This window comes from Cronobacter sakazakii (assembly GCF_000982825.1).
GTDB classification, from domain to species: domain Bacteria; phylum Pseudomonadota; class Gammaproteobacteria; order Enterobacterales; family Enterobacteriaceae; genus Cronobacter; species Cronobacter sakazakii.
On sequence record NZ_CP011047.1, the window covers coordinates 3,404,553 to 3,427,255 of the forward strand.

Sequence of the window (22,703 nt, forward strand, 5' to 3'; positions counted from 1 at the left end):
AGCTGCCGATATTCTCCTCTGAGAAGGCGCGCTAAAATGCGCGTCGGCGCAGCGGCAACTGGCGAAAAAGAGTGCGCCGGTTAACGAAACTACGTTCAGAAGACGATTTGCTGCTTAACTTTGGTCATTTTTTTAGATTAGAATCAGCAAGCTCTTAAAATTCATCCGTTGGCATGATTGCCGGCTTTATGCAGGGGAATGCTCAGTGGCGCGCAAAACAAAAATTGCTCTCACGCTCTGTGCTTTATTAATGACTTCATCACTGGCTTTTGCACCGTTCGCGCAGGCGTCGGAGCAGACGCGCGCCTCGAAGGTGCAAAAAGCGCACTCCAGTACGGTGAAAAAGAAAACCAGCACAAAAACCGCCAAGAAAAGTAACAACGCAACGAAAACCAAAACGGCGAAAACCGCCAGCGAGAAGCGAAACAGCACCGCAAAACGCACCAGCAAAACCACCTCTTCCGTCAGTAAAACCGCTTCCCGCAGCCCTTCCACCACTTCTGGCAAACAGGCCAGCAACCGCCTGAGCGCGCAGACCTGTGCCAAAACACGAAAAAATCGCAAAACCAAATGCGTGAACGGGCCGCTCACGATTGCCGACGCACACAAAGCGCGCGTGAAGAAAGCCCAGACCACCGCCATGAACAAGCTGATGAACCAGATAGGCAAGCCGTACCACTGGGGCGGCACGTCGCCGCGTACCGGTTTCGACTGCAGCGGCCTCGTCTGGTATGCCTATAAAGATCTGGTGAAATTCCGCATTCCGCGCACCGCCAACGAAATGTATCACCTGCGCGACGCCGCGCCGGTTAACCGTGGCGAGCTGGAAAGCGGCGACCTGGTGTTCTTCCGCACTCAGGGCCGTGGCACCGCCGATCACGTCGGCGTCTATGTCGGCAACGGCAAATTTATTCAGTCACCGCGCAGCGGCCAGGAAATCCAGATAACCTCGCTGAGCGAAGATTACTGGCAGCGTCACTATGTCGGCGCGCGCCGGGTGATGACGCCGCGCACTATTCGTTAATCGATTTATCCTCACAAAAAAACGGAGAAGGTCACCCTTCTCCGTTTTCTTTTATATGGCAGCATGGATTATTCAGCGCTGCACGCCATTTGCGCTTCGCGACGGCTGGAGATCAGCACCAGCAGCAGGCCGAGTGCGGCAATCAGCGCGCCCATCACTGGCACTACGCTATAGCCGAAGCCCGCATGGATAACGGCCCCGCCCGCCGCCGCGCCAAGCGCGTTACCGAGATTAAACGCCCCGATATTCACCGATGACGACAGGCCCGGCGCTTCGCTGGCGACACGCATCACGCGCATCTGCAGAGGCGGCACTACCGCGAAAGTCGCAGCCCCCCATACCACCATGCTCACCGCCGCGCCGATTTCCGTTTTCGCAAGCCACGGAATAGCCGCCATAATGACGATAAGCAGCATCAGGAAGCCTTTCAGCGTGCCGCTCACCGAGCGGTCCGCCAGGCGGCCGCCCAGATAGTTGCCGATGGAAAACCCGACGCCAATCAGCACCAGCATGGCGGTGACGAACGCCGCGCTGGCGTCAGTGATGTGGTGCAACACAGGCGCGATATAGGTATAGAGCGTAAACATCGCGCCCGCGCCGAGCACCGTCGTCAGCAGCGCGCTCACCACCTGCGGGCGCATCAACACGGCCAGTTCGCTTTTCACATCCGGGCGCTCGCCGCTGCCGCCTTTTGGCAGGGAAAACCAGAGGCTCGCCATCGCCACCAGGCCAAGACCGGCCGTCGCCAGAAACGACATTCGCCAGCCGATGGTTTCACCAAGCCAGGTGGCCGCCGGCACGCCGCCGATATTGGCGATGGTCAGGCCCATAAACATCGTCGCGACGGCGCTCGCCTGTTTATGCTTTGGCACCACGCTTGCCGCCACCACCGAGCCGAGCCCGAAGAACGCGCCGTGGTTAAGGCTGGTGAGGATACGCGAGGCCATCAGCGTCATATAATCCGGTGCCAGTGCTGACAGCACGTTACCGAGCGTAAAAATCGCCATCAGAAAAATCAACGCGCTACGCCGTGCGCGGTGCGACAGTAAAAGCGTCATCAGCGGTGCGCCTACCATCACGCCGACCGCGTAGGCGCTAATCAGCATACCGGCGGCCGGAATGGAGACGTTGACGCCGTTCGCTATTACCGGCAACAACCCCATCGGGGAAAACTCGGTCGTGCCAATGCCAAAAGCACCGATAGCCAGTGCCAGTAACGGAAAATTGACTTTCATTCATTGCTCCAGAAATTGTACAACAGCGCCGGGAACGCCCGACGTTACAGCAGGATGCAGAAAAGGATGACACTCGCAATCAGAAAAGATAAGGGACAAAAACAGCAAAATATTATTGCGCAGCTGTTAAGAACACGCGCTCATTGTTATTAGCGAATCTAAAGGGAATAACGGGAAAAAGAAAGAAAACAGCGGGGAATCGGCGCTTAAACGCAAGAAAAGTTTAAGAAAGCGGGAGAACAGGTGCGCTCCCGCCTGTCGCTTAATGCAGAATGGCGGTAAATGCGCCCGCCACAATCAGGCCCAGTACAACCAGCGTCGTGACCAGCGAAAATTTCAGATCGGTACTCATGGTATTCTCCTTAAAGACCCCATAAAAATCAGGTAGTGCGCATTTTTGCATAAACGGGCCGAAAAATCCTGCGACATTTAACCAGATATGCGTTTTCCCTCTTCCCCTTTCGATAAAGATAAGCCAAAATTCGTCGCTACTTTATTCGGTACCGGCCATCGACCCCTCCTCACGAAAAATGTCGCGTTTCCCGGCATGCCGCACTCTCCTCGCGGCAGTCAGGGGTGTGTACAGGCAAACGATTAACCCGTGATTTTACACGGCTCAGCCAGGGGTCTGGAGTGATTATTAATGGCAACAATTAAAGACGTCGCGAAGCGAGCCAACGTTTCCACAACAACAGTCTCACATGTGATTAACAAAACCCGTTTTGTGGCGGAAGAGACGCGCAATGCGGTTTGGGCGGCTATCAAAGAATTACACTATTCGCCAAGCGCCGTGGCGCGCAGCCTGAAGGTGAATCACACCAAATCTATCGGGCTGCTGGCGACCAGTAGCGAAGCGCCCTATTTCGCCGAAATCATTGAAGCCGTTGAAAACAGCTGCTTCGCCAAAGGCTATACGCTGATTTTGGGCAACGCGCATAACAACCTGGAAAAGCAGCGCGCGTATCTGTCGATGATGGCGCAAAAGCGCGTCGACGGCCTGCTGGTGATGTGTTCGGAATACCCGCAGCCGCTGCTTTCCACGCTTGAAGAGTACCGTCATATCCCGATGGTGGTGATGGACTGGGGTGAAGCGAAAGCCGATTTTACGGACTCGGTTATAGATAACGCGTTCCAGGGCGGTTATCTCGCCGGGCGTTATCTGATTGAGCGCGGCCATCGTGATATTGGCGTGATTCCGGGGCAGCTTGAGCGTAACACCGGCGTCGGGCGTTTCTCAGGCTTTATGAAAGCGCTGGAAGAAGCGGTCATTAAAGTGCCGGAAAACTGGATCGTGCAGGGCGATTTCGAGCCGGAATCCGGTTACCGCGCGATGCAGCAGATCCTCTCGCAGCCGCAGCGCCCGACTGCCGTGTTCTGCGGCGGCGATATTATGGCGATGGGCGCTATCTGCGCCGCCGATGAGATGGGCCTGCGCGTACCGCAGGATATTTCGATCATCGGCTACGACAACGTACGCAACGCGCGTTTCTTTAGCCCGGCACTGACGACTATCCATCAGCCAAAAGAAACGCTCGGCCAGACCGCGTTCAATATGCTGCTCGACCGCATCGTGAATAAGCGCGAAGAGTCGCAGACGATTGAGGTGCATCCGCGCCTGATCGAACGCCGCTCGGTGGCGGACGGCCCGTTCCGCGACTATCGCCGTTAATCCTTCCGGGAGCCGTATCACTGCGGCTCCCGCAGCCACTCCTTGTTCAGCGTTTCACTGTCCCCCAGATAATCGAGCAGCCAGCGCAGCGCGGGCGAGGCGTCGCTTTGCCGCCACGTCAGACAGCAGGCGGCGTCCGGGAACGGGTTTTCCAGCGTCAACGCGCGCCACTCCCCGCTATCGAGCCATGGCTTCGCGAAATGTGTCGGCACCATGCCGATACAGAGCCCTTCGCTCAGCGCATCGGCGGCGCAGTGCCAGTCCGGCACTACCACGCGCCGCTGGTTATCCAGAAGCCAGGTAATGCGCTTGGGCAGCGATCGCGATGTATCTTCCAGCACCAGCGACGGGTAATCGCGCAGCCTGTCGTCGCTGAGCGCGCCCGCGTGCTGTGCCAGCGGATGATGGTGCGCCACTACGCAACGCCAGCTCAGCATGCCCATATCACGAAACGCGAAGCGCCCACCGACCGGTATCGCCTGTGTGGCACCAATCGCAAGCTCCACGCGCCCGTCCGCCAGCGCGTCCCAGACGCCGTTAAAGACTTCCTGCGACACCTGCAACTCCACATCAGAGAAGTGCCGGTAGAAATCGAGCACCAGCCGCCGGACGCGTTCCGGGCGCACGATATTATCCACCGCGATGGAGAGCTGTCCGCGCCATCCGTTGGCGATTTGCTGGCACTGCTGACGGGTGATCATCATTTTTTTGATAACAGAACGCCCTTCCCGCAAAAACCAGGCTCCGGCGGGTGTCAGAACCACATCGCGATGGCGGCGCTCAAAGAGCGATACCGCAAGCCACTCCTCAAGCTGGCGCACCGTATAACTGACGGCAGAAGGCACGCGGTGCAGTTCTGCGGCGGCTGCAGTAAAGCTGCCGGTGCGCGCCACGGCGTCCACCACTTCCAGGGAATATTCAGACCACATTATCTGCCTGCAAATTTTTTGAATGGAATGGGCAAATATTAGCGTTTCACAAGCGGGATTGCACTCCGTACACTCCTGGCTCTTTCGCGTAATAAGAAGTGAGTTAATGTGATGCGACCTGATAAAGGATTTCTTTGCTGGCTGGCCGGGCTGAGCGTGCTCGGTTTTCTGGCGACCGACATGTACCTGCCCGCGTTCGCCGTTATTGAAGCGGATCTGCACACAGCCCCTTCGGCTATCAGCGCCTCGCTAAGCCTTTTCCTGGCCGGTTTCGCGCTGGCGCAGCTCGTCTGGGGCCCGCTTTCTGACCGTTTTGGCCGTCGTCCGGTTTTGCTGGCGGGGCTTGGGATTTTCGCGCTTGGCTGCCTTGGCACCGTCTGGGTTGAGAGCGCGGGCGCGCTGCTGGCCCTGCGCTTTATTCAGGCCGTGGGCGTTTGTTCCGCCGCAGTAAGCTGGCAGGCGCTGGTGACCGACCGCTACCCGGCGCAGCAGGCGCGTCGTATCTTCGCGACCATTATGCCGCTGGTGGGGCTTTCTCCGGCCCTGGCACCGCTGCTCGGCAGCTGGATCCTGAATCACTTTTCCTGGCAGGCGATTTTTGTGGTGCTGTTTGCCATTACGGTGGCGCTGATGATTCCGGCCCTGCGTCTGCCCTCCGGCGCGCCTCAGGGCAATAAAGGCGGCGAGCCGCTGAGCTTTATGATGCTGCTGCGCTCGCGCGTCTACAGCGGCAATGTGCTGATTTATGCCGCCTGCTCCGCCAGTTTCTTCGCCTGGCTCACCGGTTCGCCGTTTATTCTGCATGAGATGGGTTACAGCCCGGCGGTAATCGGACTGAGCTACGTGCCGCAAACTATCGCGTTTTTGATTGGCGGCTATGGCTGTCGCAGCGCGCTGCAAAAATGGAATGGCGAAACGCTGCTGCCGTGGCTGCTGGCAGGCTTCGCGCTGAGCGTGCTCGCCACCTGGCTTGTGGGGTTAAGCGACGCCGTTACGCTCACCACACTGCTTATTCCCTTCTGCCTGATGGCGATGGCGAACGGGGCGATTTACCCTATCGTGGTCGCCGCCGCGCTGCTGCCGTTCCCGCAGGCCACCGGACGCGCCGCCGCGCTGCAAAACACGCTCCAGCTGGGGCTCTGTTTTGTGGCAAGCCTGGTGGTGTCGTGGCTGGTCGCGACCCCGCTGCTGTCAACCACCAGCGTTATGCTGGCAACAGTGGTGCTGGCGGGCCTCGGCTTTCGGTTGCGTGGCCGTCAACGGTTTACGCAATCATCAGCCGCGTGAAAATATGAAATTTTTGTGATTAGCCTGCTAACGGTCAACAGTTGAATCATCGTAAAGCGAGGCCTATACTGGTTCGCGGCTCTACGATAATTAGCATAAATATTATGTAGTAACGGGAGCTGCTGGCTCCCGTTTTTATTTGGAATGACATTTCTGGCAAGGGTCATCTCCCTTCCTCTGTTCTACGTCGGATATCAGGCTCGCGGACCTTTCCGTGATATTTCTCACATACCGAAAATTGCGACTACGCTGTTTGAAGGTTCTGATCACATCAGTGATGGAGAAGCTATGAGTTCATCGTGTATAGAAGAAGTCAGCATACCGGATAACCACTGGTATCGCATCGCAACTGAACTGCTCAGCCGGGCCGGGATCGCCGTTAACGGCGCTGCTCCTTCCGACATTCAGGTGAAAAATCCTGACTTTTTTAAACGGGTGTTACAGGAAGGTTCCCTCGGTCTTGGCGAAAGCTATATGGATGGCTGGTGGGAGTGCGAGCGGCTCGATCTCTTTTTCACTAAAGTGCTGCGCGCGGGGCTGGAAGAGCAACTGCCACGTCACCTGAAAGATACGCTGCGTATTCTCGGCGCTCGTTTGTTCAATCTGCAAACCAAAAAACGCGCCTGGATTGTCGGCAAAGAGCATTACGATCTTGGTAACGATCTGTTCAGCCGCATGCTCGACCCATACATGCAGTACTCCTGCGGCTACTGGAAAGAGGCGGACAACCTGGAAGACGCCCAGCAGGCGAAGTTAAAACTTATCTGCGAAAAACTTCAGCTTAAGCCTGGCATGACGCTGCTGGATATCGGCTGCGGCTGGGGCGGATTGGCAGCGTTTGCCGCGCGCCATTATGGCGTATCGGTCACCGGCGTGACCATCTCCGCCGAGCAGCAAAAAATGGCGCAGGAACGCTGCCAGGGGCTGGATGTCACCATTCTGTTGCAGGATTACCGCGATCTCGATTCACAGTTTGACCGCATCGTCTCGGTAGGCATGTTTGAGCATGTTGGCCCGAAAAACTACGCCACCTATTTTGAGGTTGCCGACCGCAACCTCAAGCCCGACGGGCTTTTCCTGCTGCATACCATCGGCTCACGGAAAACGGATAACAACGTAGACCCGTGGATTGATAAGTACATCTTTCCGAATGGCTGCCTGCCTTCGGCGCGCCAGATAGCCGCCGCCAGCGAGCCGCACTTCGTGATGGAAGACTGGCATAACTTCGGGGCGGACTACGATAAAACGCTGATGGCCTGGTATGCGCGCTTCCTGGCCGCCTGGCCGGAAATTGCGGATAACTATTCCGAGCGTTTTAAACGCATGTTTACCTATTATCTCAACGCCTGTGCGGGTGCCTTCCGCGCGCGGGACATTCAGCTGTGGCAGGTGGTCTTCAGCCGCGGCGTGGAAAACGGCCTGCGCGTCGCCCGTTAAGCGTCCACCCCGGCGCATGCCGGGGGCTTTTTGCCACTCTCTCTTCCTCGCTTTGTGATATTTCTCACGCTTTCGCGACGTTTCCTTCGATAAAAGTGATCCCGGCAGCAATCAGGTGACAGACACGTGGAAACCGGTTTCCGTTTTGTTTCAAACTGAGCGCTATTCCCTCTGCCTGATTAAGGAAACGTGTCATGAGTCTGTACCAGAGTATGGTCCATGTTATTGAAAATAAAATTACACCGCTGGCGGGTGCGATGGGGTCGCAGCGTCACGTGGTGGCTATCAGGGATGGTTTCCTTGCCGCCCTGCCGTTTATGATTATCGGTTCGTTTCTGCTGGTTTTTATCTTCCCGCCTTTCTCGCCGGATACGCAAATTGGCTTTTGTCGCGCATGGCTCGATCTCTCGCTGAAATATCGCGAGCAGCTGATGCTGCCGTTTAATCTCAGCATGGGCGTCATGACGTTTTTTATCTCGGTCGGTATTGGCGCGAGTCTTGGCAAGCACTATAAGCTTGACCCTATCATGACCGGCCTGCTGGCGTTTATGGCCTTTCTGCTGGTGGCGGCGCCCTATAAAGACGGGCAAATTTCCACGCAGTATTTCTCAGGTCAGGGCATTTTCACCGCGCTTATTACCGCGATTTACGCGAGCGAAATGTATGCCTTTCTGAAGCGCCACAACATTACTATCCGCCTGCCAAAAGAGGTGCCGACCGGCGTCGCGCGCTCGTTTGAAATTTTGATCCCGGTGGTGGTCATTGTCCTTACGCTTCATCCGCTTAACCTTATCATTGAATCCACTACCGGCATGATCCTGCCGGAAGCGATCATGCACCTGCTTTCACCGCTGGTCGCGGCGTCTGACTCTCTCCCGGCCATTCTGATTTCCGTTTTGATCTGCCAGATCCTGTGGTTTGCCGGTATTCACGGCGCGCTGATCGTCACCGGCATTATGAACCCGTTCTGGATGGCGAACCTCTCCGCCAACCAGGCCGCACTGGCGGCGGGCCAGGCGCTGCCGCATATCTATCTGCAAGGGTTCTGGGATCACTACCTGCTGATTGGCGGCGTTGGCTCTACTCTCCCGCTGGCGTTCCTGCTGCTGCGCAGCCGCGCGGTGCATCTGCGTACCATCGGTAAAATGGGCGTCGTGCCGAGTATGTTTAACATCAACGAACCGATTCTGTTTGGCGCGCCGGTCATTATGAACCCGGTCTTTTTCCTGCCGTTTATTCTGGTGCCGATGGTGAACGCCGTTCTTGCCTGGACCGCGACCAAACTCGGCTGGCTGGCGCAGGTCGTCTCGCTGACGCCGTGGACCACGCCCGCGCCCATCGGCGCGTCGTGGGCTGCGAACTGGGCTTTCAGTCCGGTCATCATGTGCCTGATTTGTATGGTGATGTCGGCATTAATGTACTACCCGTTTGTGAAAGCCTACGAGCGCACCCTGCAAAAGCAGGAAGCGGCGCAGGACAACACCGAAGGTGACACTGTCACGAATAATGCCTGATTTTATCGCGCCTGCCCTGTTGGCAGGCGCCTGACTACGCTATGAGGATGGATATGCACTACTCATTTCCTGAAGGATTCTGGTGGGGCAGCGCCAGCTCGGCGCCGCAAACTGAGGGTGAAAGCCTGAGCCACGGCAAAACGCCAACAACATGGGATCACTGGTTCCGCCTGCAGCCAGAGCGTTTCCACCACGGCGTTGGCCCGGCGCAGACCTCCACGTTTTATCAGCACTGGAAAGAAGACATCGCGCTACTCAAGGCGCTTAACCATAATACCTTCCGCACGTCCATCTCCTGGGCGCGCCTGATCCCCGATGGCACCGGCGCGGTGAATCAGGAAGCCGTCGCCTTCTACAATCAGGTAATTGATGAGCTTCTGCGCCAGGGCATTACGCCATTCATAAACCTGTTCCACTTCGATATGCCGTTAGCGCTGCAGGAACAGGGCGGCTTTGAGAACCGTAAAGTTATCGACGCGTTTGAAGCCTACGCCCGCACCTGCTTTGAACTGTTTGGCGACAGAGTGACGCACTGGTTTACCTTCAACGAGCCGATTGTGCCGGTGGAAGGCGGTTACCTCTATGACTTCCACTACCCGAACGTGGTCGATTTCCGCCGCGCCGCGACCGTCGCCTACCACACGATGCTGGCCCATGCCCGTGCGGTGAAGGCCTACCACGAGCGTAACGACGGCGGCGAAATCGGTATTATTCTGAACCTCACCCCTTCTTACCCGCGTTCACAAAACCCGGCAGACGTGAAAGCGGCGCACATCGCCGATCTGATGTTTAACCGCAGCTTCCTTGATCCGGCGCTGCGCGGCAGTTACCCGGAAGATTTAGTCGCGCTGCTGGCGCAATACGATCAACTCCCTGCGTGCCAGCCCGGCGATAAAGAGCTGCTGGCGGCGGGTGTGGTGGATCTGCTCGGCATCAACTACTATCAGCCGCGTCGCATTCAGTGTCGTGATTCGCAGGTCAATCCGGAGAGCCCGTTCATGCCGGAGTGGTTCTTCAGCGCTTATGAAATGCCGGGCCGCAAAATGAACCCGTATCGCGGCTGGGAAATTTATGAGAAGGGCGTCTACGACATCCTCACCCGCCTGCGTGTAGATTATGGCAACCCGCGCTGCTATATCTCAGAAAACGGCATGGGCGTTGAGAATGAACAGCGCTTCGAGCGCGACGGGCAGATTCAGGATGATTATCGCATTGCGTTTGTGCGCGATCACCTGAAATGGCTGCATAAGGGCATCAGCGAAGGCAGCCGCTGTCTGGGCTACCACATGTGGACCTTCATTGATAACTGGTCCTGGTGCAACGCTTACAAGAACCGCTACGGCTTTGTATCGCTCGATCTGGAAAGCCAGAAACGCACGATCAAAAAGAGCGGTGAATGGTACCGCCAGGTAGCGGCCAGGAACGGGTTTGATGAGTAACCGAGTGGCGGCCTTCGCGCCGCCACGCTTTGCAGGAAAACACGATGTCCACCATTAATGATGTCGCGCGCCTGGCGCGCGTCTCGAAAGCCACTGTTTCCCGCGTACTTAGCGGCAATCGCGGCGTCAAGGAAGAGAGCCGTCTCGCGGTGCTGCGTGCCGCCGAGATGCTGAACTATCAGCCGAACGCCATTGCGCAGTCGCTCTCAAGCCAGATGACCCACTGCATCGGCGTGATTTGCGCCAGCGAACATATTCAGCAGGCTACCTGCTGGCTACAGGCGCTGGAAAAAGAGCTCAGCCGGCAGGGTAAACACCTTCTGCTGCGTTTTGCGAGTACGCCGCAAGAGGTGACACGCGCCCGCGCCGAGCTGGATTCCGGCCTCTGCGACGCGCTGATGATTGTCGGGGCCCGCTTTCCTCTGCCCCCGCTTGATAACGACGTGATTCTGGTTGACTGTCTGAGTGCCGCAACCGCACAGGGAATTTTGTTCGACTGGTTGTTTGCCGCGCAGACGGCGGTGCAGTATTTATGCAGCCACCAGCGGCGCGATATCGCGCTGATTAACTTCCCGGCGGGCGATGCGGCAGCAGAGATCTTACAGGGCTATCGCCAGGCGGCGGAAAACCACCTGATCCCGTTTCATCGCCAGCGCGTCATTGAAGATGAGCCGGTGCTGCGTATCGCCCTGCAAAAGCTTATCAACAGCGGCGTGAAATTTAATGCGCTGCTGGTGACCGATGACAGTCAGGCGCGCGAAGCGGTGGCGATGCTGCGCGAATACCGTTTCGCGGTGCCGGAGCAGGTGCTGGTGTTCAGTCTTGAGAGCTCAGGGCGCGGTGTGGGGCTTGAGAGCGTTCCGGCCATCGGGTATTCGCTGGAGAGTATCGCCCGGCAGGCGGTGGCGCTGCTTTCAGGCGGCGCGCCGGGCGAACGGGTACGCGGAACGCTGGTGAGCGCCTGAGCGTACCCGCGATAGATTATTCGGCGGGGTGAAGCTGGGCGGTAATGGCTGCGGCGGCTTCGCGAGACGCCAGTACACGCTCAACTGTATCTACTACGGCCTGGGTCTGCGGATCGATTTCAATATTCACCCGCTGGCCCAGTTTTTTCGTGCCAAGCGTGGTGCGCTGGAGCGTTTCCGGGATCAGGAAAACGCAGAACCGCGTCGCCGTCACTTCCCCTACCGTCAGGCTGATACCGTCAATGCCGATATAGCCTTTGTGCAGGATATACTTCATCAGCGTCGGGTCCTGAATTTTAAACCAGATCTGCCGGTTATTTTCCGATGTCAGGATCTTCGCAACCTCCGCCGTGGTCATAATATGCCCGGACATTAAATGCCCGCCAATTTCATCGCTGAATTTCGCGGCGCGTTCAATGTTGACCACATCGCCGGTCTGTAAATCCCCAAGGTTAGTAATGCGTAGCGTTTCTTTCATTAAATCGAAGCTGACACGGTTGCCGTTAATTTCCGTTACCGTCAGGCAGCAGCCGTTGTGCGCCACCGATGCGCCCGTCTCAAGCCCCGGCAGCAGCTCATCTGGCAGCTCCACCACATGGGTGCGGAAATTCGGTTTTTCATCGATAGCCACGATTTTCGCGGTGCCCTGAACAATACCGGTAAACATATTTTGCCACTCCTGGATTCGCTAACATGGCGGCGCGCGGCCGCGAGATTCATAACCAGAACAATAACAGGTGGAATATGCCCTTGCCAGCCTGAGCGGTCTTAAGCGCATTATTTCACTGGCTTAATAGTGAACTCTCGCTACAATAGTCTGACTAATTCCCCTGCATTTTCTTCTTGCTGCCCTTTGCGGCGGCTTTTTTGTCTCTCAAATAACAACAATATACAGGTGTTCACGTGCAGAAGTATTTTGTCGAAGCGCGTCAGTTATTAGCTCTGGCAATCCCGGTGATTTTCGCGCAAATCGCCCAGACCTCGATGGGGGTTGTCGATACCGTTATGGCTGGTGGCTACAGCGCCACCGATATGGCAGCGGTCGCCATCGGGACCTCTATCTGGCTCCCCGCCATCCTCTTTGGTCACGGCCTGCTGCTGGCGCTTACGCCAGTCATCGCTCAGCTTAACGGCTCCGGTCGCCGCGACCGCATCGCGCATCAGGTGCAGCAAGGCTTTGTGCTGGCCGGGCTGGTGTCTGTGCTTATCATGCTGGTGTTATGGAACGCCGGTTATATCATCCACGCGATGCACAATATCGACCCGGTTCTCGCCGACAAAGCGGTGAATTACCTGCGTGCGCTGCTGTGGGGCGCGCCGGGTTATCTTTTCTTTCAGGTAATGCGTAACCAGTGTGAAGGGCTCGCCAAAACCACGCCGGGCATGGCAATGGGCTTTATCGGCCTGCTGGTGAATATTCCGGTGAACTATATCTTCATTTACGGTCATTTTGGTATGCCGGAACTGGGCGGCGTCGGTTGCGGCGTGGCGACTGCGTCGGTGTACTGGGTGATGTTTTTCTGCATGCGCTTCTGGGTTAAACGCGCAGGCTCGATGCGTGATATTCGGCCTGAGCCCGCAAGCCGCCGCTTTGACTGGCCGGTTATCCGTCGTCTCGCGCAGATTGGTATGCCAGTGGCGCTGGCGCTGTTTTTTGAGGTCACGTTGTTTGCGGTCGTGGCGCTGTTAGTGTCGCCGCTCGGGATTGTCGATGTCGCGGGCCACCAGATTGCGCTCAACTTTAGCTCGCTCATGTTTGTACTGCCGATGTCGATGAGCGCTGCGGTGACCATTCGCGTCGGTTTCCGTCTCGGGCAGGGTTCGACGCTTGAGGCACAAACCTCGGCACGAACAGGCATTATCGTCGGCATCTGCCTTGCCGTGCTGACGGCCCTCTTTACTGTGGTATTCCGCGAGCCTATCGCCCTGCTCTATAACGACAACCCGGAAGTGGTCACTCTCGCCTCGCATCTGATGCTGCTGGCGGCGATTTATCAGATTTCGGATTCGATTCAGGTGATCGGCAGTGGCGTCCTGCGTGGCTATAAAGACACGCGATCGATTTTCTTTATCACCTTCATCGCCTACTGGGTGCTGGGTCTGCCGAGCGGCTACATTCTGGGTCTGACCGACTGGGTCGTGGAACCCATGGGCCCGGCGGGCTTCTGGTTTGGCTTTATACTCGGCCTGACCTCTGCCGCTATCATGATGATGTGGCGTATGCGTTACCTGCAACGTCAGCCCTCGGAAACCATACTGGCGCGTGCCGCGCGCTAATCCAGACGCCGCCCCGAGGGCGGCGTTTTTTTATCCGTCTGACGCCTGCCTGCCCAACACACCGATCACTTTGTCAGCATTCTGCGCAAATACGCGGCAATCGCGTGAAATATGAAAGAAAATTGACGTTTGCCCCTTGTCATGCGCCGGGGCTGCCGTTAATATTCGTCCCCGCTGTCACACAGCAATGCGTTCATAGCTCAGTTGGTTAGAGCACCACCTTGACATGGTGGGGGTCGTTGGTTCGAGTCCAATTGAACGCACCATCCTAATGTGCGTCCGTAGCTCAGTTGGTTAGAGCACCACCTTGACATGGTGGGGGTCGGTGGTTCGAGTCCACTCGGACGCACCATTCAGTAGTCTTCAGGTTTCCTCTTTTTGTTTCGTCCTAAACCTTCTGATACACGTCATCTCACTTAATCTTTCAGACTGGGCCTGCACATGATTTCGTATTATGCGGATTCTGTGGTAGTTACCAGTGGCCAATCTAATGGAGGTCATCATTACGCCCCTGTACCCTGCCGATGACGGCGTTATGCCTGGTGCGCACGCCCCAGACCGCTTCCTGTGCGCCGTCATACAGGCCGGACGGCTCGCGGTACGGCAGGCGGACGTCAAAATGAGAGTTAAGCTGGCCGTCGGCAAGGATTTATATATTCATTTTCCGGATGCCATCTACCAGCGTGCAGCAGTCAAAATCCGCTCAAGACAGTAAACGCCAGGCGAACTGTAAGTCCGCTTCTCATAACTGGTTCATGAGGTCATATTTTAGGCTGTATTAGAGCTCTGTCATCAACGGTAACAAACCAAGATCCAGAAGCCTTATTTCTATATCGTTAGCTTTACGGATGTGTTCTATGTTGTTTCCGTCAAATATTTCGTCGGTTGAAATCACTATGGTTCCTTTTTGCTTTTCACCGTCGGAAACCGGTACCACTTTAGCTGCCTCGGGTACTATTTCAGGTAAAACCACGTGGGGTAAATATAACATCCAGCCGACATATATCCTGTCAGGAGAAATATTACGATCATGGTACCAATAACCTTTTGAGTCTACTGATATCCATGTTTTCTTTTTTCCTTCAGCTAACAGGAGCAAGGAATCAATCATGTCCGAAGTATTCATAACCATCTGATCAATATCTATTATAAGATTTGATTTTTTGGGGTTATCTATAAACTTCATAAAATGAGATATTGAGCAAGCCAGTCCATCGGGTTGACCATTCCATATAGACTCGTTGACTAAAGGATGGTTCTTTTTATAATGGCATTGAAAAATATCCATTATATTTTTATTAGGTTCATCACCATTAAAAACAACATATTTTAATGCATCTTTCCTTGAGTAGCCAGTTAAATACCATGTTTGATTTTTTTTCGTAAGATTTCTGATGACCAATGCGCTTCTGTATAGTTCATTCACACAATCAGCTACTGTAATGTCGTATGCATTCAAAGAATGTATATTTATTGACGTATTAAACAGTTCATTCATGGTTGCCACCTCGTAATAATATCCTTATAATCTTTAAACAACTTTCTGAAATATTCATAACTTAAAGGTTGCATAAATATCCAAACCACTTTTAATGGCTGATTTACTGTTGCAACCGCCTGATGACGGGATGCTTGATTAATAGCACTATGGTTACCTGTCCACCACGGTTTCTTCGAACCATCATCCCTGAAAAACTGATCATACCGTGCCTTTGCTTCCCAGAACTGGCACAGCTTATCTTTCCACCCATCAAACGATACGCCGCAATATTTAGACTCCTCTATCTGTTTCGTTTCAGGATTATAGAACGTCCCGCAGATACGTGTCTGGTAACTGATTGTCACCATGCTCCAGCGCGAACAACGCCTCACCATCGGCATCACTTTTCCCTCTGGCGGACAGCTTTTGCACTTCCTTTCATCTGTTTGCGTCTTAGCGGATGTCTGGGTTTTTGTATTTTCCGTACTTACCGTTTCTGAATAATCCATGTCGTCTTCCCAGAAATCCGCATGGGTTTCTGAACTGACGACCATCGGCTCATTAAGTATCATATCATTTGCTTTGCCCTGATAAATGAATCCGGAAATTGTTTTCTCACTGTTCTCAGCGATACTCTCTTCCACAGGAATGTTTTCTTCTTCATCCATTATCCCTGCTGCTATTAACACACCGGTACAGGCACTGACAAGATAGGCTCCCGCTTCCTCCAGTCCCACAACCACGGCCTCTAAAACCAGTCCTGTCATTTACGGCATCCTTCTGATTTTATTCTTCGCAACATAAAGCAGATCTCGGTATTGCTGTTCAGGAATACACCCCGGCCTTTCTAAGAGGGATCTAATTTTGGGGTTAAGATAAAAATTATCATTAAAGGCCGTCAGGCAAAGAAAAGAACGAATAGCTTTTTTATCGGTGAACCCCAGCTTCTTTATATAAGAAAACGCGTCCATAAGCCGGTGTAAGAGATCTTCTTCAGATTTCACTAAATCCTTATACTCCCCCAAGATTCCAGAGGCTGTTTTTTCAATATAATCCCTCTCCTCAGAATGTATTATTTCTTTATACTGTATGGCCGTCAGCTTTATCATATGAATTCCTTTTCCCTGAGCGAATAAACCTGATTATTTACAAGACTGACCCACCCTGTTGTTATTCCGGTTAATTCACTGTGCTGTTCTTCGTCCAGTATGGTACCCAGACGCGGCTGAACCCTCGGATCCTGAAAGCGAAGCAAGGCTGTTTCACCTTCGGGAAGGATAATGTTCATAAATTGCTGTAAATGTTTTACAAGCTGGTCCAGGTTAACTGAGGTTGTAATCCATGATACCGAAGGACAGAAAATCTCGAGCGCAACCAGTTGTTCGCTGAAATTCATACGTCTTTGCATATCAACCAGCCAGGGACCAGCAAAAGCAATACGCGAGTCAGGATAGCGATCAAATAATGGCACTACTGCATTCTTTTCCTTTATCAGCTCTTTGCCGGTAAAACGTTCATACTGAAGTCCATCAACCAGCCCATACAGCGAGATATTTGTTGATGAAAGTAACTGTTGTACTGCAATACGAAAGCTTTGGCTCATGACTATCCCCTGATCACAAAGCTGTCACCCTTCATTGCCGCCTTCATCAGGCAACTCACGCAGATGCCACCACCTGCAATTTCATGAAATGACATGGTGGCTGCGGCTTTAGAAGCATTAAACGTCCTCTCCACCTTCCTCAGATACACCTGCGGTGTGCCGTACTCTATTTTCCCGGCTTCCAGCTTCAGATAACTTCCGCCGCCGATTAAGGTGATGCGCTTTTTGCCTGCAAAGGAAATATCGCTCACCGATGTGAGGGTGACTTTCTTCTCTGCCGCGAGCTGCATGCCGCCGTTCTGTGCCTGCACCTCCAGCGGGCCCTCGCCTGATTTCAGGCTCAGCGGCCCGCTGTGGGCAAACAGCCCCAGTTTTTCACCCGCCAGTGCAGTCATGTTGCCCATAACGCCCACGCTGATATCGCCACCCGCACTCACCGCCACGTTTTTTGTGGCCGTAAGCTGCATGTGCTTCCCGCTGGTGAACGCCACCCCGTCCGGGGCGGACACGTGTATCATTTCGTTCAGCGGTTTCAGCCGCTCGCTGAACATCGCGCTCTGGCTGGCGATGTCTGCCTGCAGCGCGTTCGCCGCGTCTGCTGAAGCGGAGAGCTGCGCTATCTGCTGCAGGCACAGGTCGATTTCCTTCAGCGCCGTTTCCCGGTCCAGCACCTCGCCCGCCGCCTTCTGCTGCCCGTCGGCGCTGATGAACAGCCCCTTCGCCACGCGAATGACACCATATTCATCGCTGCGCAACTCAAAGCCCGCACCGCGCGGTTTATCCTGCCCGTCCACCAGCCGCCCTTCGCCGAGCTGCGTTTTGCCGTATTCGGTGGTCAGGTGAATGTGCTCTTCGCCCCGTTTATCTTCCATGCGCAGTTCGTTCTGCGCGGGTGTGCGCAGGATATTCCGGCTGCGGTTGTCACGGTTGACCACATCCGGGTGCGCCGAATCATGAAAGGCGTGCGCGATATACGGCCGGTCCGGGTCACCGCCGTCAAAGGCGACGGACACCTCCGTGCCGGCCAGTAGCGGCGTGTGCCAGCCGTATGTCTCGCCCGCATACGGCTTCGCCAGGCGTACCCACAGATAGCTGTAGCCGCTCTCGCTGCCCTCGCGGTCCATGTCCAGCTTCACCCGGTAGCGGCCTGCTTCGTCCAGCCAGGCGTACGTGTCCTTCGGGTCCCGGCTTTCCACCCGCGCCGGCACCGTGCCGTGTATTTCCGGGCGCGGGATTTCTGGCGGGCGGTAGCAGTAGCTTTCACTGTAGGGCATCCCCCACACCGACACATGCAGCCGCGAATCGCGCGAGGCGCGAAAAGTGGTGAGCGTGATAATCACCCCTTCTTTCAGCGCGCGGATGACGTCGCCCTGCGGCTCCAGCACCACCCCCGGCGTGAGCGCGCCGGCGTTGCTGAAGAGATGCACCCGCAGCGAGTTATTGAGCTCACGCTCATGGTGAATCCGGGCGTAAAACGCCCCGCTTTCGCATTCCGGTTCTGGATCGGTGTCATCGCCCTGCTCCCGGTACGGCTCCGCGTAACGATAATGTTCGCCGGTGGTCACTGCCGTGCTGCGCACCCTGACAGTGGTGCCCAGCGGCGTGGTGGCGGCCGGGTAATAATAGTCGCGCGTCTGTACCCTGCCGGTGACGGCATTATGCCAGGTGCGCACGCCCCATACCGCTTCCTGCGCGCCGTCATGCAGGCCGGACGGCTCGCGATACGGCAGGCGGACGTCAAAATGATAATTGAGCTGGCTGTCAGCAAAAATCGTCACATCCAGACCGCGCAGGCTGTCCATTTCCGTGCGCCACCAGATCCCCACTTCTGACAGCAGCCGCTGAATAAATTCAAGGTCAGTCTCGCGCCACTGGGTGATAAGCTCACGCTCCGGGTATTCCCGCTCCAGCCGGAAATTAAAATCCGCCCCTTCCAGGCCATGCTCGCGCAGTACCTGCTCTACCACTTCGGGCACCGACTGGTTGAGAAATACGCGACACTGACGCGTGTGAGACAGCAGCGCCAGCCGGGAGGAGAGCGTCACGCTGTAGTGCGACTGATCCGCCGTTGTAGAGAGCCACTCCAGCCGGGTAAGGATGCCGTAAATCGTTCTGCCGCCCCGCATCCTGAGGCTTGCATATTTCATCAGTACTTGTTGGGGCAGGAGGCCTGCCTGCGGGGTGGTAAACTCGATATTCCAGAAAAACGGCTCGCTTAAGGCCTCGCGCCCACGAAAACGCAGCACGTCCGGTGTGATATCACTCTTGTGGATCACCAGCCCATACCGTGACAGACTCTCTTCTGGCTGGCCCCCATTATCCGTGTTCATAGATCACTCCTTTGTCTCCACCAGATTGAGCCAGCCGTCACCCAGCTCCACCACTCCTGGTTTATCCGGGTCAAGATCCTCCCGGGAAAGCACCAGTCGCCAGCGGTTGTCTTTGACGTCAGGATGGTTAAACAGCCCCACTACCGCTACAAACTGTGCGTTTTCTTCCATCGGCATATCAAGCGTGACATTACCCTTCGGGATGATAAGCAACTCGCGGGAAGCCAGCAGATCGTCTTTCAGTACGGTGTCCGCATTCTGCAATAACGAGCCGTAATCAGCCGCATCGAGAGTTTTACGATCTTTTAGCTGATAGACCCTGACCATGGTCGCAAGCGGCGTCTGGTCACCATCCACGTTAAGCGCCGCTCGGGCAGAAAAATCGAGATGTAGCGTTTTGATCTTTTTATAAAACACCGATTTCGCCATGCTGACCGTCCCGTCTTTCACCGCCTGGGTAAGACCACAGCCTGTTATAACGCAGCACAACGCGAGGGTGAGCGCATGCCATCCTTTGTTTGGCATAAATGTATTCCTTTCTGAAAAATGGTTAGTCGAAGCGGTAACTGCCCTCAGCGGCAAGCGGCAATACCGTGCAACTCAGGCTTTCATAACATCCCAGGCTAACCGTGATGCACTGGCGGTTGTCACTGAGTTTGCCGTCTTTCAACCCCAGCAGGCCTGTGCGGCCAAGCTGAATGCGCCGATGTTTCGCAAGCTTTGGTTCAGGGAGTAAATGTACCGGCACTGTCAGGCGAAGCCGTGCGTCACTGCGATAGCCGAGATAAACCCGCATCAGCGCCAGCAAATCAGTATGCAATTGCCCGCCCGGTAGCCAGCCTGCAGCCTCCTGCGGATTGCGGGTGAATAATGTAATGAGCACCCGGCTGTTTGCATCACGCGCCATTTTTCCGAGTGTCGCACGCTGCGCTAAACGTACTCGTTCGCCTGCCCCCAGCCCGCTGCGGTTTGTCACCCGCACTTTTACAGGATCGCGCTCTTGGATGTCTGCCCGAGTGTCTGGCGCCAGCAGAGTCACCAGCGCGCGTATTCCCTCAGCATTTCGCGTCGGTAAGCGCATGGCGCCGAGCAGCGCGAGAAAACGCGAAACGGGGGTAGCGATATGTTCTGCCGTGCCGGGAATGCCAAGTCCGACCAGCCCAAGCAGGCATTGAGAAGTGGCATCTGTCCCGCCGGGCTCAAACGTGGCCGGGTACGCATATTTCCGCCAGATGCGGTAATACTGTGTGGCGATACGGTGGCCGAAGATATCCAGAAACGAGGAGACGGCTTCCTGCCCTTCGCGCCGCTGGGCGATATCATCCAGATAATTGCCCGGTAGCGGCGAGTCGACGCCGTACATGCCGAGAAACGTGGTGCGTACCGCGGGCGGGGAACCGGGGTGTTCGTCATCCATTTCCACGCGGCGTAATTCACTGGCCGGAAATCCCATGCCCGGCCAGGAGCGAAACCGCACCGGATCATTTTCAGGGTGGCTGGTGCTTCCCAGGAGCGGATGGTCAGGATGTTCCTGCTCAAGCAACTGGCAGAAGCGATAGAAATTAACGCGCCAGATCTCATCGCCTAATTGCTGCGTCAGCCCGGTATGTGCTGGCTGTGGCTCTCGCGCCATCTCAGTCTCTTCCCTGTCGGTTGCAATACCAGCGTGAGCTGATTAAAAAGATGAATATCCGCGTAAAGTGCAAAGAAGCGATGCAGCATTTCACCAAACAGATTCACATCGCCCTCACCGGCAAAATGCTGCGTGTCCAGAGTCACTTCGATATCCACCCCTCTTTGCATAAACCCCTGTTCAAAGCGACGTATAAGGGTGTGTTTCACCGCGACGATCGCGTCAAGACGTCGGCGATTCATCTCATCGTCGGTCCAGTCGTAGAGCGCCAGCGTGCCGCGCAGCACCTCGGGGTTGTCCATCATGCTGAGAAAGTTCGAACCCAGATGACTCATCACGCGCCAGTGAAAACGATCGCTCGCAGGGGGATACAACGACATCGTGGGTGCCGTGAGGTTAATCACGCTGACCGGCACTTTGCCAATTTTCACTACCCGATCAATCAGCGTGCTTTGCAACGCTTTGCGGGGAAGCTGGCCGTTGGTGCCGGTGATACGCATTGAGAGCGATTCCGGTTTTTCCGCCAGTTGTTCTATTTCAAACGAGCGGCCACCAAGAATCAGCCAGGTATCGTGCAGGCCAGACGGGCCGCGCTTCACGCGGGTATGGAAGTAGCGCTCTGGTGCATCGAACCGCATCATGCCGCCCCGGTGGCGAAAACTGGTAAAGGGCACATAAGGATGCTTACCGTTTTTCACAGCACCGTGAATGTCATCGACGCTGTAAATTTCCGTATGGCCGTCCTGAAGACGCAGCGGCCGCAACAGGTACTCGTTTTCCAGAGGATTGAGCGTCAGCGGGTCAGCTTCCAGCGTGAAAAGGTTGATTACCGGCGCGCAGTGCAGACGAAAGTTTTCGGTTTCAAACGGCAGATCGGCAGGCCATCCTTCTGTGAGGACAATATCGATTTCAAACCAGTCACTTTCGGCAGTGAGTCCAATGGATTCCAGCCCACGCAACTCGACAAACATAAACTTCTGCCGGAAGCTGAAATACTCCAGCAGTAACTGATAGCCACTGAACGCGGAGTCGCCTTTCGGCCACAGCCGGTCCGTATCATCAAAACCCATCGGGCGAAACCAGCCGTCAAAGCGCAGGCGTTCAGCATGGGTTGTGCTGTGGCGCGCATACATGGCATGCACACGGCGAGTTAATGCCAGATGAAGCGCAGAACTCACCGGGCTTTCCGCGTTAAGAAAAATGGTGACCTTATCGATGCCGGATTTCGTCCAGTCCACTTTCTGGCTGCATGCAAAACGCAGACGAATGGCGGAACGCCCGTCAGGTTCAGTGTGAAGGCGAGCCTCAGTGAGACTAATCGGTTGCAGCGTTATCTTGCGGGTAGTGCGATACTGGCAGGCCGTTTTCTGGGGGCCGACCGGACGAGATAAAACGGAAAAGCCTTCCGGTAAGGATTCCGACTGCCTGAGCCCGCGCCAGTCGGGCAAAAACTCCACGATCGACAGCGACGGAATGGTACGCATATAGTGCGGCCACAACAGGCTGACCAGCCCTTCCGTGAGTTCGGGGAGATCGTCATCAAGCTTTTCACGAAGCCGCCCCATCAAAAACGCAAACCCTTCAAACAGGCGTTCGACGTAAGGATCGCGGGCGCCGGGCTTGTCCAGATTGAGCATCGCTGCACGGTCAGGGTGCGCGCGGGAAAACTCCTTTCCGGCTTCGCGCAGATAGCGCATTTCTGCCTCGTAGTAGCGCAGTGTTAAATCATCCATGCACAAGGTTCCTGATGGTCATTAGAAGTCACCATAAACTGCATGCCGCGATGGGGCCGGAAGAAAAGAGCTGTGTTAAGCCTGTCGTGGCCTGAACGGTCATAAACGTTATGATTGCTGTCTGGCTGTTGACTTTCACGACAACGGA

Annotated in this window: 21 protein-coding genes and 2 tRNA genes; 11 read left to right on the forward strand and 12 right to left on the reverse strand. The window is 55.4% G+C overall.

Features of this window, described 5'->3' with window-relative positions:
- The first annotated feature begins 205 nt into the window (after positions 1-205).
- Positions 206-1,024, forward strand: a complete 819-nt coding sequence (locus tag CSK29544_RS16220; protein ID WP_029038940.1) for a C40 family peptidase — start codon at positions 206-208, stop codon at positions 1,022-1,024.
- Positions 1,025-1,092: 68 nt separating this feature from the next.
- Here the strand turns inward: CSK29544_RS16220 and CSK29544_RS16225 are convergent, their stop codons facing one another.
- The gene (locus CSK29544_RS16225; protein WP_012124921.1) at positions 1,093-2,259 is read right to left on the reverse strand and encodes an MFS transporter; all 1,167 of its coding nucleotides are present in this window, start codon (positions 2,257-2,259) and stop codon (positions 1,093-1,095) included.
- Positions 2,260-2,521: 262 nt separating this feature from the next.
- Positions 2,522-2,611, reverse strand: coding sequence for a cytochrome bd-I oxidase subunit CydH (gene cydH, locus CSK29544_RS24360; RefSeq protein WP_015386754.1), 90 nt, complete (start codon positions 2,609-2,611; stop codon positions 2,522-2,524).
- Between the two features lie 291 nt (positions 2,612-2,902).
- On the opposite strand from cydH, the gene purR reads away from it, so the two are divergent.
- A complete protein-coding gene (gene purR, locus CSK29544_RS16235) occupies positions 2,903-3,928 on the forward strand; it encodes an HTH-type transcriptional repressor PurR (RefSeq protein ID WP_007891823.1) in 1,026 nt (341 codons plus the stop codon).
- 17 nt (positions 3,929-3,945) lie between these two features.
- Here purR and punR read toward each other — a convergent pair whose 3' ends face one another.
- A complete protein-coding gene (punR, locus tag CSK29544_RS16240; protein ID WP_007849630.1) occupies positions 3,946-4,857 on the reverse strand; it encodes a DNA-binding transcriptional activator PunR in 912 nt (303 codons plus the stop codon).
- A 111-nt stretch (positions 4,858-4,968) separates the two neighbouring features.
- Here punR and punC point away from each other — a divergent pair, with 111 nt between their 5' ends.
- The 5 genes from punC (at position 4,969) to CSK29544_RS16265 (ending at position 11,499) form a co-directional block, all read left to right on the forward strand.
- On the forward strand, positions 4,969-6,144 hold the full coding sequence (gene punC, locus CSK29544_RS16245; protein WP_012124924.1) for a purine nucleoside transporter PunC: 1,176 nt from the start codon (positions 4,969-4,971) through the stop codon (positions 6,142-6,144).
- Between the two features lie 288 nt (positions 6,145-6,432).
- Positions 6,433-7,581, forward strand: coding sequence for a cyclopropane fatty acyl phospholipid synthase (cfa, locus tag CSK29544_RS16250; protein WP_007891825.1), 1,149 nt, complete (start codon positions 6,433-6,435; stop codon positions 7,579-7,581).
- 194 nt (positions 7,582-7,775) lie between these two features.
- Positions 7,776-9,095, forward strand: coding sequence for a PTS sugar transporter subunit IIC (locus CSK29544_RS16255; protein ID WP_007891828.1), 1,320 nt, complete (start codon positions 7,776-7,778; stop codon positions 9,093-9,095).
- A 53-nt stretch (positions 9,096-9,148) separates the two neighbouring features.
- A complete protein-coding gene (gene gmuD, locus CSK29544_RS16260; RefSeq protein WP_007891831.1) occupies positions 9,149-10,534 on the forward strand; it encodes a 6-phospho-beta-glucosidase GmuD in 1,386 nt (461 codons plus the stop codon).
- Positions 10,535-10,578: 44 nt separating this feature from the next.
- A complete protein-coding gene (locus CSK29544_RS16265; RefSeq protein WP_029038941.1) occupies positions 10,579-11,499 on the forward strand; it encodes a LacI family DNA-binding transcriptional regulator in 921 nt (306 codons plus the stop codon).
- Between the two features lie 16 nt (positions 11,500-11,515).
- Here CSK29544_RS16265 and CSK29544_RS16270 read toward each other — a convergent pair whose 3' ends face one another.
- A complete protein-coding gene (locus CSK29544_RS16270; RefSeq protein WP_007891842.1) occupies positions 11,516-12,166 on the reverse strand; it encodes a riboflavin synthase in 651 nt (216 codons plus the stop codon).
- Between the two features lie 236 nt (positions 12,167-12,402).
- On the opposite strand from CSK29544_RS16270, the gene mdtK reads away from it, so the two are divergent.
- The 4 genes from mdtK (at position 12,403) to CSK29544_RS16290 (ending at position 14,491) form a co-directional block, all read left to right on the forward strand.
- Positions 12,403-13,776, forward strand: coding sequence for an MdtK family multidrug efflux MATE transporter (mdtK, locus tag CSK29544_RS16275; protein WP_014729006.1), 1,374 nt, complete (start codon positions 12,403-12,405; stop codon positions 13,774-13,776).
- A gap of 189 nt (positions 13,777-13,965) precedes the next feature.
- Positions 13,966-14,042, forward strand: a tRNA-Val gene (locus tag CSK29544_RS16280).
- 9 nt (positions 14,043-14,051) lie between these two features.
- Positions 14,052-14,128, forward strand: a tRNA-Val gene (locus CSK29544_RS16285).
- Between the two features lie 138 nt (positions 14,129-14,266).
- Positions 14,267-14,491: a hypothetical protein gene (locus tag CSK29544_RS16290; protein WP_007891844.1), complete on the forward strand. Its 225-nt coding sequence runs from the start codon at positions 14,267-14,269 to the stop codon at positions 14,489-14,491.
- A 63-nt stretch (positions 14,492-14,554) separates the two neighbouring features.
- Here the strand turns inward: CSK29544_RS16290 and CSK29544_RS16295 are convergent, their stop codons facing one another.
- Genes CSK29544_RS16295 through tssF form a run of 8 tightly spaced genes read right to left on the reverse strand, consistent with a single transcriptional unit; the run spans position 14,555 to position 22,555 of the window.
- Complete coding sequence (locus CSK29544_RS16295) at positions 14,555-15,274, reverse strand: Imm52 family immunity protein (RefSeq protein ID WP_029038942.1); 720 nt, start codon at positions 15,272-15,274, stop codon at positions 14,555-14,557.
- Positions 15,271-16,023 (reverse strand): Tox-REase-5 domain-containing protein, encoded by a 753-nt coding sequence (locus CSK29544_RS16300; RefSeq protein WP_029038943.1) that lies wholly within the window; start codon positions 16,021-16,023, stop codon positions 15,271-15,273. Before CSK29544_RS16300 ends, CSK29544_RS16295 begins: the two co-directional genes overlap by 4 nt.
- A complete protein-coding gene (locus CSK29544_RS16305; protein ID WP_029038944.1) occupies positions 16,024-16,365 on the reverse strand; it encodes a hypothetical protein in 342 nt (113 codons plus the stop codon). It lies immediately after the preceding gene.
- Positions 16,362-16,859 (reverse strand): DUF4123 domain-containing protein, encoded by a 498-nt coding sequence (locus CSK29544_RS16310; protein WP_042390100.1) that lies wholly within the window; start codon positions 16,857-16,859, stop codon positions 16,362-16,364. Before CSK29544_RS16310 ends, CSK29544_RS16305 begins: the two co-directional genes overlap by 4 nt.
- 2 nt (positions 16,860-16,861) lie before the next feature.
- Positions 16,862-19,189: a type VI secretion system Vgr family protein gene (locus CSK29544_RS16315; protein ID WP_029038945.1), complete on the reverse strand. Its 2,328-nt coding sequence runs from the start codon at positions 19,187-19,189 to the stop codon at positions 16,862-16,864.
- A 3-nt stretch (positions 19,190-19,192) separates the two neighbouring features.
- Positions 19,193-19,714, reverse strand: coding sequence for a type VI secretion system lipoprotein TssJ (tssJ, locus tag CSK29544_RS16320; RefSeq protein ID WP_007891847.1), 522 nt, complete (start codon positions 19,712-19,714; stop codon positions 19,193-19,195).
- A gap of 25 nt (positions 19,715-19,739) precedes the next feature.
- The gene (gene tssG / locus CSK29544_RS16325) at positions 19,740-20,822 is read right to left on the reverse strand and encodes a type VI secretion system baseplate subunit TssG (protein WP_029038946.1); all 1,083 of its coding nucleotides are present in this window, start codon (positions 20,820-20,822) and stop codon (positions 19,740-19,742) included.
- Entirely contained in the window at positions 20,786-22,555 is a 1,770-nt protein-coding gene (tssF, locus tag CSK29544_RS16330; protein ID WP_029038947.1) for a type VI secretion system baseplate subunit TssF, read from the reverse strand. Before tssF ends, tssG begins: the two co-directional genes overlap by 37 nt.
- Between the last annotated feature and the right edge of the window lie 148 nt (positions 22,556-22,703).

What these genes read in the sequence shown, in the direction of transcription:
- cydH (WP_015386754.1), bottom strand. Translation starts at nt 2,611, where the DNA reads ATGAGTACCGATCTGAAATTTTCGCTGGTCACGACGCTGGTTGTACTG.
- CSK29544_RS16300 (WP_029038943.1), bottom strand. Translation starts at nt 16,023, where the DNA reads ATGACAGGACTGGTTTTAGAGGCCGTGGTTGTGGGACTGGAGGAAGCG.
- CSK29544_RS16225 (WP_012124921.1), bottom strand. Translation starts at nt 2,259, where the DNA reads ATGAAAGTCAATTTTCCGTTACTGGCACTGGCTATCGGTGCTTTTGGC.
- purR (WP_007891823.1), top strand. Translation starts at nt 2,903, where the DNA reads ATGGCAACAATTAAAGACGTCGCGAAGCGAGCCAACGTTTCCACAACA.
- tssG (WP_029038946.1), bottom strand. Translation starts at nt 20,822, where the DNA reads ATGGCGCGAGAGCCACAGCCAGCACATACCGGGCTGACGCAGCAATTA.
- tssF (WP_029038947.1), bottom strand. Translation starts at nt 22,555, where the DNA reads ATGGATGATTTAACACTGCGCTACTACGAGGCAGAAATGCGCTATCTG.
- punC (WP_012124924.1), top strand. Translation starts at nt 4,969, where the DNA reads ATGCGACCTGATAAAGGATTTCTTTGCTGGCTGGCCGGGCTGAGCGTG.
- CSK29544_RS16255 (WP_007891828.1), top strand. Translation starts at nt 7,776, where the DNA reads ATGAGTCTGTACCAGAGTATGGTCCATGTTATTGAAAATAAAATTACA.
- CSK29544_RS16305 (WP_029038944.1), bottom strand. Translation starts at nt 16,365, where the DNA reads ATGATAAAGCTGACGGCCATACAGTATAAAGAAATAATACATTCTGAG.
- gmuD (WP_007891831.1), top strand. Translation starts at nt 9,149, where the DNA reads ATGCACTACTCATTTCCTGAAGGATTCTGGTGGGGCAGCGCCAGCTCG.
- punR (WP_007849630.1), bottom strand. Translation starts at nt 4,857, where the DNA reads ATGTGGTCTGAATATTCCCTGGAAGTGGTGGACGCCGTGGCGCGCACC.
- CSK29544_RS16270 (WP_007891842.1), bottom strand. Translation starts at nt 12,166, where the DNA reads ATGTTTACCGGTATTGTTCAGGGCACCGCGAAAATCGTGGCTATCGAT.
- tssJ (WP_007891847.1), bottom strand. Translation starts at nt 19,714, where the DNA reads ATGCCAAACAAAGGATGGCATGCGCTCACCCTCGCGTTGTGCTGCGTT.
- cfa (WP_007891825.1), top strand. Translation starts at nt 6,433, where the DNA reads ATGAGTTCATCGTGTATAGAAGAAGTCAGCATACCGGATAACCACTGG.
- CSK29544_RS16295 (WP_029038942.1), bottom strand. Translation starts at nt 15,274, where the DNA reads ATGAATGAACTGTTTAATACGTCAATAAATATACATTCTTTGAATGCA.
- CSK29544_RS16310 (WP_042390100.1), bottom strand. Translation starts at nt 16,859, where the DNA reads ATGAGCCAAAGCTTTCGTATTGCAGTACAACAGTTACTTTCATCAACA.
- CSK29544_RS16315 (WP_029038945.1), bottom strand. Translation starts at nt 19,189, where the DNA reads ATGAACACGGATAATGGGGGCCAGCCAGAAGAGAGTCTGTCACGGTAT.
- CSK29544_RS16290 (WP_007891844.1), top strand. Translation starts at nt 14,267, where the DNA reads ATGGAGGTCATCATTACGCCCCTGTACCCTGCCGATGACGGCGTTATG.
- CSK29544_RS16265 (WP_029038941.1), top strand. Translation starts at nt 10,579, where the DNA reads ATGTCCACCATTAATGATGTCGCGCGCCTGGCGCGCGTCTCGAAAGCC.